Annotated in this window: 14 protein-coding genes and 1 pseudogene; 8 read left to right on the top strand and 7 right to left on the bottom strand. The window is 74.2% G+C overall.

Going from position 1 to position 15,581, the window contains the following annotated elements:
- Positions 1-295 precede the first annotated feature (295 nt).
- Entirely contained in the window at positions 296-1,699 is a 1,404-nt protein-coding gene (locus ACGF13_RS18710; RefSeq protein ID WP_392876058.1) for an amidase, read from the top strand.
- A gap of 69 nt (positions 1,700-1,768) precedes the next feature.
- Here ACGF13_RS18710 and ACGF13_RS18705 read toward each other — a convergent pair whose 3' ends face one another.
- A complete protein-coding gene (locus ACGF13_RS18705; RefSeq protein ID WP_392876055.1) occupies positions 1,769-3,709 on the bottom strand; it encodes an FUSC family protein in 1,941 nt (646 codons plus the stop codon).
- Between the two features lie 431 nt (positions 3,710-4,140).
- Here ACGF13_RS18705 and ACGF13_RS18700 point away from each other — a divergent pair, with 431 nt between their 5' ends.
- The 5 genes from ACGF13_RS18700 to ACGF13_RS18680 all read left to right on the top strand — a co-directional run bounded on the left by ACGF13_RS18700 (position 4,141) and on the right by ACGF13_RS18680 (position 9,737).
- Positions 4,141-5,250, top strand: a complete 1,110-nt coding sequence (locus ACGF13_RS18700; RefSeq protein ID WP_392876052.1) for a phytanoyl-CoA dioxygenase family protein — start codon at positions 4,141-4,143, stop codon at positions 5,248-5,250.
- Complete coding sequence (locus ACGF13_RS18695; protein ID WP_392876049.1) at positions 5,232-6,575, top strand: DUF6271 family protein; 1,344 nt, start codon at positions 5,232-5,234, stop codon at positions 6,573-6,575. Before ACGF13_RS18700 ends, ACGF13_RS18695 begins: the two co-directional genes overlap by 19 nt.
- Before the next feature lie 107 nt (positions 6,576-6,682).
- A complete protein-coding gene (locus ACGF13_RS18690) occupies positions 6,683-7,912 on the top strand; it encodes a type III PLP-dependent enzyme (protein WP_392876817.1) in 1,230 nt (409 codons plus the stop codon).
- Positions 7,909-8,496: a GNAT family N-acetyltransferase gene (locus ACGF13_RS18685; RefSeq protein WP_392876046.1), complete on the top strand. Its 588-nt coding sequence runs from the start codon at positions 7,909-7,911 to the stop codon at positions 8,494-8,496. Before ACGF13_RS18690 ends, ACGF13_RS18685 begins: the two co-directional genes overlap by 4 nt.
- Positions 8,497-8,501: 5 nt before the next feature.
- The gene (locus ACGF13_RS18680; protein ID WP_392876043.1) at positions 8,502-9,737 is read left to right on the top strand and encodes an MFS transporter; all 1,236 of its coding nucleotides are present in this window, start codon (positions 8,502-8,504) and stop codon (positions 9,735-9,737) included.
- 92 nt (positions 9,738-9,829) lie between these two features.
- On the opposite strand, the gene ACGF13_RS18675 is transcribed toward ACGF13_RS18680, so the two are convergent.
- From ACGF13_RS18675 to ACGF13_RS18665, 3 genes and pseudogenes are all read right to left on the bottom strand, one after another.
- Positions 9,830-10,222 (bottom strand): MerR family transcriptional regulator, encoded by a 393-nt coding sequence (locus ACGF13_RS18675; RefSeq protein WP_392876040.1) that lies wholly within the window; start codon positions 10,220-10,222, stop codon positions 9,830-9,832.
- Between the two features lie 42 nt (positions 10,223-10,264).
- Positions 10,265-11,252 (bottom strand): annotated as a pseudogene (locus ACGF13_RS18670) (MDR family NADP-dependent oxidoreductase).
- Between the two features lie 59 nt (positions 11,253-11,311).
- Positions 11,312-11,719 carry a hypothetical protein gene (locus tag ACGF13_RS18665; protein WP_392876038.1) on the bottom strand — a complete coding sequence of 136 codons (408 nt, stop codon included), beginning with the start codon at positions 11,717-11,719 and terminating at the stop codon, positions 11,312-11,314.
- A 109-nt stretch (positions 11,720-11,828) separates the two neighbouring features.
- Between ACGF13_RS18665 and ACGF13_RS18660 the strand changes: the two genes are divergently transcribed.
- Positions 11,829-12,569 (top strand): PIG-L deacetylase family protein, encoded by a 741-nt coding sequence (locus tag ACGF13_RS18660; protein ID WP_392876035.1) that lies wholly within the window; start codon positions 11,829-11,831, stop codon positions 12,567-12,569.
- Here the strand turns inward: ACGF13_RS18660 and ACGF13_RS18655 are convergent.
- The 3 genes from ACGF13_RS18655 to ACGF13_RS18645 form a co-directional block, all read right to left on the bottom strand.
- Positions 12,562-13,296 (bottom strand): DedA family protein, encoded by a 735-nt coding sequence (locus tag ACGF13_RS18655; protein WP_392876032.1) that lies wholly within the window; start codon positions 13,294-13,296, stop codon positions 12,562-12,564. The two genes, ACGF13_RS18660 and ACGF13_RS18655, sit on opposite strands and share 8 nt — an antisense overlap.
- A gap of 44 nt (positions 13,297-13,340) precedes the next feature.
- Positions 13,341-13,535: a DUF1918 domain-containing protein gene (locus ACGF13_RS18650; protein ID WP_392876029.1), complete on the bottom strand. Its 195-nt coding sequence runs from the start codon at positions 13,533-13,535 to the stop codon at positions 13,341-13,343.
- Positions 13,536-13,642: 107 nt separating this feature from the next.
- On the bottom strand, positions 13,643-14,305 hold the full coding sequence (locus ACGF13_RS18645; protein WP_392876026.1) for a TetR family transcriptional regulator: 663 nt from the start codon (positions 14,303-14,305) through the stop codon (positions 13,643-13,645).
- 376 nt (positions 14,306-14,681) lie between these two features.
- Between ACGF13_RS18645 and ACGF13_RS18640 the strand changes: the two genes are divergently transcribed.
- The gene (locus tag ACGF13_RS18640; protein WP_392876023.1) at positions 14,682-15,581 is read left to right on the top strand and encodes a phytanoyl-CoA dioxygenase; all 900 of its coding nucleotides are present in this window, start codon (positions 14,682-14,684) and stop codon (positions 15,579-15,581) included.

Here is a 15,581-nt window from a genome sequence, read left to right as displayed (position 1 = left end):
GTTGGGGCGGGAGGACCGGGACGAATCGTGAACGTGATCTTTCCCGGCGGCGTGCGGTGAAACGATCGTGGACCGGCGGACGGGGTGAACGCGGGGGCGTGGGTTGAACGGTCGTGCGCCCTCGGCGATGTGACGAATCGTTCATCCGCGGAACGGCGCCCCGGCTCGGCGGGAGCTGTCGGCCACGCCTACACTCGAAGCCCTTGCGAGATTACCGGTCAGTAGAACCGGGCAGGAACGACCAGCCGGTGCGATCGCCGGACGGCGAGACGCCCGGCAGGAGTGGGGAGTTCGGATGACCGACGAGCGGGTCCACGCGTTCGCCGACGACGCCCTGGGCGCTCACGACGCGGTGGCGCTCGCCGCACTGGTGCGGGCCGGCGAGGCCGACCCGAGGGAGCTGGTCCGCGCGGCCGTCGACCGGGCGGCCCGGGTGGACGGCGCGCTGCTGCCCGTCGCCCACGCCTCGTACGACAGGCCGCGGATCAGCCGGGAGGGCATCGGCGGCCCGCTGTGGGGCGTGCCGACGTACCTCAAGGACAACGTGGACCTGCGCGGCCTGCCGACGGCGATGGGCAGCGCGGCCTACCGCGCCCGACCGGCCCGCCGCAACGCGCGCTTCACCGACCAGTTCCTCGCCACCGGCCTCGCCGTCCTCGGCAAGACCAGGCTGCCCGAGTTCGGCCTCAACGCCTCCACCGAGTTCGCCGCCGCCCGGCCGGTGCGCAACCCCTGGAAGCCCTCGCACTCGGCCGGCGCCTCCTCCGGCGGCTCGGCGGCCCTGGTGGCCTCCGGTGTGGTGCCGATCGCGCACGCCAACGACGGCGGCGGCTCGATCCGCATCCCGGCGGCCTGCTGCGGACTGGTCGGGCTCAAGCCCACCCGGGGCCGGCTGGTCACCAACGCCCAGAGCGGCAAACTGCCGATCGACCTGGTCACCGACGGCGTGCTGACCCGCTCGGTGCGCGACACCGCCGCCTTCTTCGCCGCCGCCGAGCGGCACCGCGCCAACCCCGCGCTGCCCCCGCTCGGCCTGGTCGAGGGGCCGGGTGAACGGCGGCTGCGGATCGGCCTGGTGGTGGACTCGCCGATCGCCAAGACCGACGAGCCGACCAGGCGGGTGGTCGAGGAGACGGCCGCCCGGCTGGAGGCGATGGGCCATCTGGTCGAGCCGACCGAACTGCCCTTCGGTGAGGAGTTCTCCCGTGACTTCGTCAGCTACTGGGGCTACATCGCCTGGGCCATCGCGGCCACCGGCCGGCTGCTGATCGACCCGAGCTTCCGGGCCGGGAAGCTGGACGGACTGACCACCGGGCTGCGCCGCCGGTTCCAGGCCGAGTTCCCGCGGACCCCCGGCGTGCTGCGGCGGCTGCGCCGGGCCGAGGGCGTGTACGCGGGGATCTTCCGCGGCCACGACGTGATCCTCTCCCCGGTGCTCGCCCACACCGCCCCGCCGATCGGGCACCTGAGCCCGAACGTCGACTTCGACGAGCTGATGGACCGGCTGATGCGCTACGTCGCCTTCACCCCGGTCAACAACGTGACCGGCGGTCCGGGCATCGCGCTGCCGGCCGGTTCCGCGCCCGGTGGGCTGCCGGTCGGGGTGCACCTGTCGGCGGCGCACGGGCAGGAGCGGCTGCTGCTGGAACTGGCCTTCGCGCTGGAGGCGGACCGGCCCTGGCGGCGGATCCAGGACTGAGCCCGGCGATGCCGCGGCCGAGCCCGGCGGCCGGCGCCCTCGGCCGACGGCGGCCGCACCGGCCGCCGCTCAGGCCACCGGCGCCGCCACCGAGCGGGCCGCGTGCACCTCGTGGTGCAGCCGGGCCAGCGCGCAGTCCGGCGACAGCACGTCCGGTTCCGCCGCCGGCAGCGGCGCCCCGGTGTGCAGCGCCTCGGCCAGGCCGGTCAGCTCCCGGGTGACGGCGGCGACGTCCTCGGGGGTCGGCACCGGCGCGCCGTGCTCGATCCGCACCCGGGTGGCCGTGGTGGTGTCCACGATCCGCTCGACCGCGATCACCACCGGCCACCACGCCTCCGCCCGGGGGCCGACCGGTGGCGGCTCGGTGAGCGCCCGCTGGAACTCGCTGCGCACCGTGGACAGGTCCCGGTAGAGCCGCCGCCGGTAGCGGGCGCGGGCCGGTTCGTCCTGTCCGGGCGCGGTGGTGAGGGCCAGCGACACGTACGAGGCGGTGTCCTGGACGGCGTCGGCGAGGCGGTCGCCGATCCGGGTGTGCCAGGACTCCGGCCACAGCAGGTAGCCGACCAGCAGCGCGATGCCGCAGCCGATCAGCGAGTCGTAGAGCCGGGGCAGCACCAGGTGGAAGCCCTGGTGGTTGAGCAGGTCGGAGAGCAGCAGGATGACCGGGGTGATGGCCGCGGTCTGGAAGGCGTACCCCTTGGCGGACAGCGCGGGGATCAGCGCGGCCAGCGCCGCCATCACCGGGACGTCCCACCAGCCGTGCGGCACCTCGGCCAGCACCGGGATGGCGATCAGCAGCCCGGCCGCGGTGCCGAGCGCGCGCAGCACCGCGCGGGAGAACACCGAGCCGAAGTCGGGCTTCATCACGAAGGTCACGGTCAGCGCCACCCAGTAGGAGCGGGGCACCGCGATCGCCGAGACCAGCACCTGCGCCAGCCCGATGCACAGCGCCAGCCGCAGCCCGTACCGCCAGGAGGTGTCGGACAGCAGCAGTGCCCTGGCCGCGCGCCGGGCCCGGACCGCCAGGTGGGCGGGCCGGCCGAGCCGGTCCTCGTCGGCGTACGGGTCGGGCGCGGCCTCGTACACGACGGCGGCGGCGTGCCCGACCGCCTCGACCAGCGCGCGGGTGGAGGGGCCGGCCGGGACCGGCAGGTCGAGCGGCGGGGGCGGGCCGGTGCGGCCCTGCTCGACGGCGTCGGCCAGCGCGCGCACGGCGGCCGGGTAGCCGGCGGACAGCGGGCCGAACTCGGGCGGGCGCAGCTGGGCCGCCGGGGCCGCCTCGACCACCGGGATCACCGCGTTGAGCTGGGCGAGCAGCCGCACCAGGGTGGGTGAGCGGCCGTGCTGCCGGGCCCGGCGGGCGAGCAGCAGGTCGTAGGACTGGTTGAGCGAGCGGGTGAGCTCGCGGCGGCGGCCGTCGTACTCCGGTGTGCCGGTGGCCGCCAGCAGGTCGGCGACCGCCCGGTAGGTGTCGGCCACCACCACCCGCTCGGGGACGCCCAGGCGCAGCGGCCAGGCGAGCAGGGTCAGGGCGAGCACGACCAGGCCGCCGAGCAGCAGCAGGGCGGGCGGCAGCCACCAGGGCGAGGGCAGCGGCAGGCCGGCCCCGACGACGGCGTTGAGCAGCAGGAGCAGTCCGGAGACGGAGGCGACCGCGCCGATCGAGGAGATCATGCCGGAGACCAGGGCGACGACGGTCACCGTCGCGACGGCCGCCCAGCCGGAGCCGAACACCAGGGTGCCGCACAGCATCCCGAGGGCGCCGAAGAGCTGGGGCACGGCGATGTTGAACACCCGCATCCGGTACGCGTCGGCGGTGTCCCCGATGACTCCGGACAGCGCGCCCATCGACACCAGCGCGCCGTACGCGGGCCGCCCGGTGGCGGTGCCCACCGCGAGCGGGACGGCGAGTGCGACGGAGGCGCGGGCGACCGCGGCCCGGGGGATCGGCGCGGCCCGGGGCCGCAGGCCCTCGGTCAGCCACGAGGGAGCCGTCAGCGCGCGTGCCATACGCCCAACGTACGGCCGGCCCGTCCGGTTCACCGTTCGCGCTTATGTCAATTCCGGAAACATACCCGCGCTTATGTCAGTCTCCGAAACATAAAGCGAACCCCGAGAGGCGTTGTGAGCTGCGCCGATTTCCCAATCGGCAACCCGCGGGAAAGGGTTGACACCATTAGTTGGTCTAGTCCAACGTATGGAGAGCGCGGTCCGGCAGTGGCTGATGTGGGGTGAGACGCCCTGCCGGGCGGGCGAGTTGGCCCCCTGACGTGGCGCTGTTCCGTGCCCGTGGGGCGAGGCGGCAAGGACCGTGTGCGGACGGACCCTCCGCCGTGCGCCCGAATTCCCGCCGCGGCCGTTCACCGGCCGCCGACCCGCCGTGCCCGCACCGAGCGCATGAGGAAGCGCTGCGCCGACTACGAACCATGGAGTGACTGCCCATGCCGAGCCCTGCCGAACGCCCCGACGCGCCCGCCGGGGAGTACCTGTACCGGGCCGCGTCGGAGCGCCCCTACTTCAGCGCCGACACCGAGAGCTACCTCGCCCGCACGGCCCTGCGCGACATCCGCAAGAAGCACCCGCTGCGGGTGCTCTCCGAGGAGGACCACGCGTTCTGGCAGACCTACGGCTACGTGGTGGTGAAGCAGGCGATCCCGGCCGAGGCCGCGCGCCGACTGCTCGACTTCGCCTGGGAGTTCCAGGGCCTGTCACCGGACCGCCCCGAGGACTGGTACCGCGAGCGCGACTACCGCGACGACCTCGACCGGCACCTGCACATCTACGGCTTCGTCGAGGCCTACCACCACCAACTCCTCTGGGACAGCCGCCAGTCGCAGCGCGTCTACGACGCCTTCGTGGACGTCTGGGACTGCGAGGAGCTCTGGGTCACCCTCGACCGGCTCAACCTCAACCCGCCCAACGTCCGCAACCGCGACCGCGCGCTGATCGAGCCCACCGACCGCGGCTTCGACATCGAACTGCACTGGGACGTCGACACCACCCAGGGCATCCTGCCGCAGCGCGTCCAGGGCATCGTCGCGCTCGACGACACCGCCCCCGACCACGGCGGCTTCCAGTGCGACCCGGAGCTGTTCCGCCGCTTCAACGCGTGGCAGGCCGCCCAGCCGGCCGACCGCGACCCGATCCGCCCCGACGTCGACCGCACCGAGTTCCCCGTCGTGCGGCCCGAGTTGAAGGCCGGCGACCTGCTGATCTGGAACGGCCTGCTCGCCCACGGCGTGGAGCGCAACACCTCCGAGAACGGCGTGCGCGCGGTGCAGTACCTGTCGATGATGCCGGCCCTGGAGGAGTCCGAGAGGCTGCGCCGCTCCCGGGTGGAGTCCTGGCGCACGCTCGCCACCCCGGACTGGAACCGCACCCTGGTCGGCGACGCCGACCGGCCCGAGGCGCAGCGCTACGGGACCGCCGAACTCACCGAGCTGGGGGAGAAGTTGCTCGGCCTGCGGTCCTGGAGCGGCAAGCCCTTCGAGGAGTACGGGAACGACCGGCCGGCCGCCACGGGGGAGCGGGAATGCGCGACGTCTGCCTGACCCTGCCCACCAACCGCGAGTGCGCGGACACCATCACCGCGATCGGCGCCGAAGCCGCCCACGCCGTACGGCGGTTCGGCGTCCGGGTGCATCTGCTGGTGCTGGACTCCGCCGACCCGGCGGCCAGGCAACGGCACGCCGGGGCCCTCGCCGCCCTGCCGGCCGTCGAGGGCGTGGTCGTCCACCACCTGGACGAGGACGCCCAACGCGGCTTCCTGTGCTCGGTGATCGAGCGCTCCGGAGCGGCCGGCGAGGCCGGACCGGACCGGCTGCTGGACCTCATGCTGCCCGACGCCGTCTCCTACGGAGCCTGCACCAACCGGGCGTTCCTGCTGGCCGCCGCCCTCGGCTGCGAGTCGGTGCACCGCCGGGACTCCGACAGCCGCTACCAACTGCTCGACGGCGAACCGGTGTTCCCGATCGAGCACGAGCTGGCCACGCTCGGGCTGAAGGCCGCCGACGCGGCCGCCGCCGTCACCCGGAACACCCTCGACCCGGTCCACGCGGACAAGCAGGTCGCCCTGGTCGGCGCCTCCTTCGTCGGTGAACTCTCCGTCGACGTCGGCGAGATCCGCGAAATCGACCCCGAGGTCCACCACGACGTCGTCGCGCTCTGGGCGCCCACCGGCGCGAGCGAGGAGGAGAAGCGCGAACTGGTCGCCGAATCCTTCACCGGCGGCGGCACCGAACCGTTCACCACCGACCGCGCGGTGCTCGACCTGCCCGACATCTGGCACATCGACATGTGCAACATCGGCCTCCACCACGAGGTGTACGAACGGGTGCCGCTGCCGCCCGCCACCGACACCATCGGCAGCGACTACTTCCTGCACCACCTGGTGCGTGACGCGACCCTGCCGGGCGTCACCCACAACCGTCACATCGTCAACTACCACACCCCGGAACGGCGCACCGGCCCCGGCTTCACCGCCTACCAGCTGCGCTACGCCAAGTTCCTGCTGTCGATGCTCTACCTCTACCCGGTCTACTCCGAGATGGAGGCCGCCGGCGACGCCCTGCTCGACGAGCAGCACCACGTCCGCCCCGAGCCGATCGCCGACTCCGCCCGCCGCAGCGCCGCGACGGACCGCGCGGAGAACCACCGCAGGCTCGCCGAACTCGACCGCTGTTACCGGCGGCTCGGCGGGAAGTACGCCGAGTTCGCGGACCACCTGGCGCCCCTGCGGGCGCGCCTGCTCGACGAGGCGCAGGCGGACATCGAGGACTTCGCGACACTGATCGACGCGTGGGGCCCGCTGGTGCGGGCGAGCAAGGCCACCCCCGCCGACCGGCTGCCGCGCCGGCCGAGGGGGAGCTCCACGTGACACGCCCGACCGTGAAACACCAGACCGTGACACCGCAGACCGTGACGCACCAGACCGCGACACACCGGACCACGGGGACCACGCACCGCATCCCGGCCGTCTCCGCGGTGCACACCGACGCGCCCCCGGCGAACCCGCCGCGCCCCGACGAGCACGACCACTCCGCGCTGCGCGCCGCACTGGCCGCCGCCACCGAGGACACCATCATCTACGACCTCGACGGCATCGGCCGCCAGTTCGCCGCGCTCTGCGCCGAACTGCCGGGCGTGGCCGTCCGGTTCGCGATGAAGGCCTGCCCGGTGGACGAGGTGCTGGACCACCTCGCCGCGCTCGGCTCCGGCTTCGACGCGGCCAGCCCGCAGGAGATCGCCCAGGCGCTGCGCACCGGAGTACCGCCCGGGCTGATCCACTACGGCAACACCGTCAAGTCCGACCGCAACATTGCCGAGGCCCACCGGCTGGGCGTGCGCGACTTCGCCACCGACAGCGTGGAGGACGTCGCGGCGATCGCCGAACACGCCCCCGGCGCACGGGTGTTCTGCCGGATCGCGACCAGCGGCGAGGGCGCCCTGTGGGGCCTGAGTCACAAGTTCGGCTGCTCACCCGAGGACGCGCTGCGGGTACTCGACGAAGCCCGCACCGCCGGGCTGGTGCCCTCCGGCCTGTCGGTGCACGTCGGCTCCCAGCAGATGACCGCCGAGGCCTGGGCCGCGGCGATCGACTCGCTGGCCGCCGTGCTGGAGGCGCTCAACTGGCGCGGCATCACCCCCACCCGGATCAACCTCGGCGGCGGCCTGCCCGCCCTCGGCGTCCTCGACCGCGGCGGCCGCCCGCTCGACCCGCCACTGGACAAGATGTTCACGGTGATCCGCGAGGGCATGGAACGGCTGCGCGCCGTCAACGCCGGGCCGCTGGAGTTCCTGCTGGAGCCCGGGCGCCACCTCGTCGCCGACCACGGCGCGATCCGCGCCCACGTCTCCCGGCTCACCTCCCGCCGCCGCCTCGACGGCACCAGGGACGACTGGCTCTACCTGAGCTGCGGCAAGTTCAACGGCCTGTACGAGATGGACCAGTTGCAGTACCGGCTGGAGTTCCCCACCCACCCCGGCGGCCAGTTCGTCAACGCCGCGGTGGCCGGCCCGACCTGCGACAGCGACGACGCGTACGCGCAGGAGGACGGCCTGGTACGCGTCCCGCGCGCGCTCGGCTCCGGAGACCCGGTCTGGATCCACTCCTGCGGCGCGTACGCCACGGCCTACGCCACCCAGGGGTTCAACGGCTTCGCGCCGCTGCCGTACACCTGCGTCGGCGGGCGCCGCGAGGAAGGAAGCGCATGAGCGAGTACCGCATCCGGCTGCTCCGGGAGGAGGACTGGGACGAGGTGGTCGCGCTGGAGGAGCGCGCCTACGCCGCCAGCGGCCTGTCCGAGGGCCGCGAGGCGCTCCGCTCCCGGCACCGCGCCTCGCCGGACACCTGCTTCGTGCTGGAGCACCCGGGCGGCCTCGGCGGCTACCTGCTGGCCCTGCCGTACCCGCTGTTCCGCTGCCCGGACCTCGGCCGCAGCGAGGACGAGGGCGGCGCCACGCCCGGCGCGGGCGAGCGGCCGACCAACATGCACGCCCACGACCTGGTGATCTCCGAGGACCTGCGCGGCCGGGGCCTGTCCCTGCGGATGCTGCGGCACCTGGAGGAGACCGCCCGGGCGTCCGGCTACCGCACCGCCTCGCTGGTCGCCGTCCGCGGTTCGCACGTGCTGTGGACCCCGCTGGGCTACCGCGCCCGGCCCGAGATCGAACTGCCCGAGAGCTACGGCACCCGGGCGGTCTACATGGCGATGCCGCTGGACCCCGTCCCGGCCCGGCCGCTGCCGCACTCCACCGACCCGGTCCCCGGGCCGCGTCCCAGAGCCGAAGTGGGCTGATACCGATGTCCCCCGTTCGCGACGAGTTCCGCCGGTCCCAAGTGGCCATCGGCGCACTGTTCTTCGTCCTCGGATTCCAGTACGCGACCTGGGTCTCCCGGGTGCCCGCGCTCAAGGCCAGGCTCGACCTGGGCGAGGCCCAGATCGGCCTGCTGCTGATGACCTGCGGCATCGGCGCGGCGGTGTCCTTCCCCGTGGTCGCGGTGCTGATGCGGCGGCTCGGCTCCCGGCTGCTCTCGGTGCTGTCCGCACTCGCCCTCGGCGTGATCCTGCTCGCCCTGTCGGTGGTGCCGAACTACCCGGTCACGCTGCTGGTGCTGTTCTTCGACGGCGTCGCGGTCGGCTGCCTGAACGTCGCGATGAACGCCCAGGGCGCCGCGCTGGAGGCCCGCTTCGAGCGGACCACGATGTCCAGGCTGCACGCCACCTTCAGCGCCGGCTCGCTGCTCGCCGCGCTGCTGGCCTCGGGCGTCACCTCCGCCACCGGCACCCTGGCGGTGCACTTCGGGCTCGCCGCCGCGCTGCTCGCGGTGCTGGTGGTGGCCGCCCGGCCCGGGCTGCTCGCGGACGGCCCGGCCGCGGCCGCCGACGCCTCCGACACCGGCGACGCCGCCGAGACGGCGGAGAAGAAGCAGCGCCGCGGCTTCGTGCTGCCGACCGTCGCGACCCTGTGGATGGGCCTGGCGATGGTGTTCGGCACCGTCACCGAGGGCGCCATGAACGACTGGTCGGCGCTCTACCTCAAGGACTACGTGCACGCCGGCGCCGGACTCGCCCCGATGGGCATCGCGGTGGTCTCGGTGATGATGGTCTGCGCCCGGATCTTCGCGGACGGCTGGCGCACCCGCTTCGGCGACGGCCGGATCGTGCGCACCGGCAGCCTGCTGGCCGGCCTAGGACTCGCCCTCGCGCTGGCGGTCGGCGGCGTGGTCCCGACCCTGCTCGGCTTCGCCTGCGTCGGCCTCGGCGTGGCCGCGGTGACCCCGTGCGTCTACGTCGCCGCCGCCCGGCAGGGCGCCGACGCCCTCTCGCTGGTCGCGGCCATGGGCACCACCGGCCTGCTGGCCGGGCCCGCCGTGATCGGCTTCATCGCCGGTGCCACCAGCCTGCTCTGGGGCATGGCCGCCGTTGCCGCCTCGGCGGCCGTCGTCTCCCTCTGTGCGACCCGGATCAGCTGGACCGGCCAGGACAGCGCCGCCGCCCCGGCCGCCGACGCCCGACTCGCCGCCGACGCGTCCTGACACCCCCGAACTCCCGTCCGGCACCACGCGCACCCCCGTCGCGAGGTGCCGGACGGGCTTCCCGCATCCTTCGGACTGGCTTTCCGCATCCGTCAGGCCTCGGCCGGGACGTCCGCGCCGCCGGTCGCGATGTGGTGGGCGAGCCTGGCGCGCAGTGCGGTGAGGCGGTCGATCTCGGCGTCCAGGGCGGCCAGTCGGGCGTGGACGACGGGGGCGAAGGTGTCCGGGCCGGGAGCGCCGGAGCAGCGGACCGGCGGGTCCTGGCCGAGCAGGTCGAGGCGGTGGGCCCGGCTGGCCAGGTCGTCCACCGTCAGCCCCACGGCGAGGAGTTGGCGGATCACCCGGACCCGGGCGACGTCGTCCGGGCCGTACTCGCGCTGGCCGGAGGCGGAGCGGGCCGGCGGGTGGAGCAGGCCGCGCTGCTCGTAGAAGCGCAGTGCCCTGGGCGTGGTGCCCGCCGCTGCCGCCGCGTCGCCGATCCGCATGCCCGCTCCCTGGTCGTCGTACCCGGTCGTCGTACCGGGTGGTCAGAGTTCCACGACGGTGGTCCCGAAGGTGTCCCCGGTGAACAGTCCGGCCAACGCCTCGGCGGCCCGGTCGATGCCCGCCACCGGCGTCCGGGGCAGGACGATCTCCCCGGCGCGCAGCCAGCCGGCCAGGCGCTCCCGCCACTCGGACTCCAGGTCCGGGTGGTCCAGTACGGTGAAGCCGCGCAGGCTCAGGCCGAGGGTGAGGACCCGGAAGGCGTCGATCACCGTCGGCGCGTCGCCTCCCCGGCGCTCCGGCGCGAGCTGCCCGTCCAGCGCGCCGACCAGGGCGAAGCGGGCGCCGCGCCGGGCCGCGTCCACGGCGGCGGTCAGCTGCTCGCCACCGACCAGGTCCAGCACGGCGTCGACGCCATCCGGCGCGGCCCCGGCCAGCTGCTCGGCGAACGGCCGCTCGCCGGGCACCAGCACCGCGTCGTAGCCGAGTTCGGCGGTCAGCCGCTTGGCCTTGGCGGGCGAGCGGGTGGGCGACCTGTCCGGCCACCGTGCCGACCGCTCCTGCCGCGCCGGTCACCAGCACCACGTCGCCCGGGCGCACCCCGGCGGAGCGGGTCAGCCCGCCGTAGCCGGCCGCGGCGGGGGAGAGCAGGGCGAGCGGGTCCGGGAAGTCCGCCGGGACGGGGGTGAACTGTGCGGCCCCGGCCAGCGCGTGGTCCCGCCAGCCGTACAGGTGGGTGACCAGGTCGCCCGGGCGCAGCGGCCCGCCCCCGGGGGCGGCCAGCACCTCGCCGAGGGCGGGCCCGAACAGCGCGTCCCCGGGGGCGATGCCCGGCAGCGGAAGGCCGGAGCCCGCGCCGCCGATCAGCGTGCGCAGGGCGGGGAAGACCAGGAAGGCCCGGTTGCGGACCAGCACCTCCCCGGGTCCGGGCGCCGCCAGCGGCTCCTCGACCACGGCGAAGTCCCCCGGGGTGGGCAACCCCTCGGGCGCGGCGGTCAGCCGGACGACACGGACGGTGGTGGGCAGGGCCATGGCGGCGCTCCTCGAAGCGGGGGAGGCGGCGGCTGGTGCCGCCGCCGGACGCCCGGACGCTAACCCCTGACGCCCGCGTCAGAGGCAAGCCGGCCGCACAGCGCCGCGAGGAGGAGCAGCACCACGACCGGGTAGAGGACGGCCGGCGTGTTCTCGTGCCGCAGGCCCAGCGCGGCCAGGCCGAGCTGGACCACCGCGGCGCCGGCCAGGGCCAGCCTGCGGCGCCCGGTCCGCTCGCCCGCCATGCCCATCCGGGACACCGCCTTGACCGCCCACATGTTGAGCACGGCGGACACGCCCACCACGGACGCGATCCGCACGCCGAGCGGCACGTCCCAGGTGTCGTGGCGCAGCGAGAGGCCGCCGATCATCGGGGAGGCGATGAGGAACAGCATGACGGCGGCGACGGTCTCCACGATGAGCAGGGCGAGCGCCGCGTAGACGAAGGCGAGCCGGGAGCGGGTCATGCCCCTTCGACGCCACCTGACGCGGGGTAGGTTCCCAGTCGGCCGCCGGATCATGGTCCGCGGCCGGGCCCCCGGACGACCGTGAGCCGCACCGAGAGGAACGAGCAGCATGAGCGAGCAGGCCCCCGAGCCCTTCGAGCCCGTCGACGAGGACTGGCGGACGGCGCTGGCGATCGTCGCCCACCCCGACGACATGGAGTACGGCGGGGCCGCGGCCGTCGCCCGCTGGACCTCGCAGGGCAAGACGGTCGTCTACGCGATGGTCACCAGCGGCGAGGCGGGCATCGACGGGCTGGACCCGGCCGAGTGCGGCCCGCTGCGCGAGGCCGAGCAGCTCGCCTCGGCGCGCGTGGTCGGCGTCGACACCGTGGAGTTCCTCGGTTACCCGGACGGCGTGGTCGAGTACGGGCTGCCGCTGCGCCGGGACATCGCCCGGCTGGTGCGCAGACACCGGCCGGACATCGTGATCACCAGCAACTTCCGGGACACCTACGGCGGGGTGTTCCTCAACCAGGCCGACCACATCGCGGTCGGCCGGGCCACCCTGGACGGGGTCCGGGACGCCGGGAACCGCTGGGTGTTCCGCGAGCTGCTGGCCGAGGGCCACGAACCGTGGAACGGCGTGCGGCAGATCTGGGCGGCGGCCTCGCCGGACGCCGGGCACGCGGTGGACACCACCGACACCTTCGACCGGGGCGTCGCCTCGCTGGAGGAGCACCGGGCGTACCTGGCCGGCCTGGGCGGGGCGATGGCGGAGCCGCGGGAGTTCCTGGAGGGCGCCGGCCGGGGCGCCGGGACCCGGCTGGGGACGCGTTTCGCGGTGTCGTTCGAGGTGTTCCCGCTCAGCTAGGAGCCTCGGGGCCGTCGGGGCCTCCGGCGTCGTCGGGGCCCTGGGGGCCGTCGGGGCCTTGGGGCCCGTCCACAGGAGCGTCGGCGTCGGTGCCCGCGCGGCGCCGGCGCCGGTAGCGCAGCAGCTGCCGGAGCAGGAAGGCCGCGACCAGCACACCGAGAGCGACCGCGAACCAGACCTGGTAGCGCAGCGCCGTGTGGTAGACGGTGCCGATGTGGGCCCCGGCGACGTAGCCGAAGGTGCCCCAGACGGCCGTCCACAGCGCCGCGCCGAGCAGGTTGAACGGCTGGAACCGGCGCCAGGGCATCTCCGTCGTCCCGGCGATGATCCCGTTGTACTGGCGCAGCCCGTCCACGAAGCGGGCGACGGTGACCACCTTGCCGCCGTGCCGGGCGAAGAAGCCGTCGGCGCGCTCCATCCGGGCCGGGGTGAGCAGCACGTAGCGGCCCCAGCGGTGGACGAAGGCGCGCCCGCCGGTGTGGCCGATCAGGTAGCCGAGGCTGTTGCCGACCGCGGCGGCGCCGGCCGCGGTCAGCAGCACGGCGGCGAAGTCGAGGTGCCCGGCGCCGGCGTACACCGAGGCCAGCACCAGGATGGTCTGCCCGGGCACCGGGATGCCGCAGTTGTCCAGCAGCACGAGCAGCGCCACCGCGAGGTACCCGTAGTGGTCCAGCAGTGGCGCGAGCCCGGCGAGCGCCCCGGGCAGCGGGGTCGCGGGGGCGGACACCGCTCCTCACCACCTCGCGCGGGGCAAGGTGGCGGGGGCGTCGGTCAGTGTCCCGCCTGGCGCTGTTCGATGTTGCAGTCGGGGCCGGGGTAGATCAGGCCCTCGTGGCCGTCCTCGAAGCGGACCACGTACGGCGGCTGGCCGTCGGTGCCCCGGACTTCGACGATCTCGCCCTTCTGGTCCACCATGCCCACCGACCTGCTGTGGATGTGGAGCTGGTCACCTACCGCCGCGTGCATGGTCTGCTCCCTCGGGTCGTGTGCCGGCCGCCTGCGCGGCCTCTCCCGCTATCCACTGTGCTGCGGGGGCGGCGGGTGCGCAACGCCTCGGGCGCCCGGGGCGGGCGTCAGCGGGCGGACGGCTGTTGCGCGAGGTAGCCGCGGACCAGCCGCTTGCACTCGGCGATCAGCGCCGGATCGCCGTCCGGGGCCTCCCGGAAGGCCAGTTTGAGCACCGCGTCGGCGGCCTCCAGGGCCACCCGCAGGGTGAGCGTGGTGGCGGTCGGGTCGCCCGCCCGGAACAGTTCGCCGCCGAGCGACTGGAGCCGAAGGGCGACGGCGGTGTTGTTGTCGACGCCGGTGTCCAGCAGGTGCCGGTCGTCCAGGAAGTCGGTGGGCACGGCCGGGACGGCCAGGCCGAAGTCCAGCTGGCCGAAGCCCGGCACCGCGCGCTTCATCGCCACGAACTCCTCCACCGCGAGGTCGGTGAAGACGGCCGGGCCGACCGGTGCGGCGGCGGCCAGCCGGGCGTCCAGGCGCTGGAGGTAGCGGTCGAGGTTGCGGCCGGCGAGCGCGGCCAGCAGGTCCTCCTTGCCGGCGAAGAACTGGTAGAGGGTGCCGATCGGCACCTGGGCGCGCTGGGCCACCTCCTTGGTGGTGAGCGCGGTCGCCCCGACCTCGTCCAGCAGTCCGGCGCAGGCGTCCAGGATGCGGCCGTACCGCTCCAGGCTGCGCTGCTGGACCGGGCGGCGCCTGACCGGTCCGGGGGCGGGGTTGGTCCTGTCGCTCATGACCTCACTGTGCCGCATCCGCTGTTGCGGCGGCGAATCACCGGGGCGCGAACGGCGCGGAGTTCCCCGTGGGACGGGAGCCGAGTAGTGGCCGGAGCTGAACGGCACGGTGGCGGGAAGGTGTCCACGGGTTGGCATCGGCCTTGTCGTGGACGCGAGGACAGGTTCATACTCCTGAGGCGGACTACCTTGCGTGATCAACGCATGCCTCTTCGTGGTGATCGCGATTCAGCTGTGACGGCCGAGGCGCCTGTGACGGACGCTCCGCCGCCACCCGAGGTCTGGATGACGCCGTGTACCTCCACTGCCCGCGCCACGCCCCGTGGCGCCACGTCCCTGTGTGTGCCACGCCGAACAGAAGGAGGGGATCGGTTCGGTGACACCGCCATCCGGAGGGCGCGAGGCCCTCGACACCGAGCACCGCCGCCAGTTCCTGGAAGCCGGATACCTGGTCCTGCCCGGCCTGCTGCCGGAAGCGCTGCGCGAACGGCTCGCCCCCGAGGTCGACCGGTGGGTGGACGAGGGCCTGCGGGCCCGTTCGATCGCCGCCTGCGCCGACCCCTTACGGTACGGACCGCCGCCGCTGCTGGAGCTGGAACTTCCCGCCCACGGTGAACTCCTCACCTTCCCACCGCTGTTGCTCGCCCTGACCCGTCTGCTCGGGCCGGACTTCGTCTTCCATCACCTGCATAGCGACCGCCAGGACCCGGGGATCCCGGGCAAGGCCTGGCACCACGACTGCGAGCCCAACGACCGCTCCGACCCGTCGCTGCTGATGGTCCACGCGCTGCACTACCTCGGCGGACTGGACGGGAAGGTCGGCAGTCTGGCCGTCCTGCCCGGCTCGCACCTGCGCACCGCCGACAAGTCCGCCTACGCGCACCACGGCACCGCGGAACTGCCCGGCGAGGTGGTGATCGACCGGCTGCCGCCCGGCTCGACGGTGCTGCTCAACTCGGCGCTGTTCCACACCCGTCGGCCGGCGCCCGAAGGGCCGGGCCGGCCCCGGTACTTCGTCGACGCCTCCTACTGCCAGGTGGGGGCGCGCTGGCGCCCGGTGAAGCCGTACTGGCGGCGGATGCTCGCCCGGGCCCGCGAACTGGACCTGGCCGACGGCCAGTGGCCCGAGCTGTTCGCGGAGCGGCACTTCACCGAGTACACCGGCACGAGCCGTACCGGGCGTACCGGGCGCACCGAGTACGCCGGGACCGGGCCGTCCGGCACCGAGTACGCCGGCACCGGACCGTCCGGCACCGAGTACACCGGAACCGTCTGA

The organism is Kitasatospora sp. NPDC048286, assembly GCF_043201735.1.
In the GTDB taxonomy this organism is placed as follows: domain Bacteria; phylum Actinomycetota; class Actinomycetes; order Streptomycetales; family Streptomycetaceae; genus Kitasatospora.
This window is presented reverse-complemented; position numbering and strand designations above follow the sequence as displayed.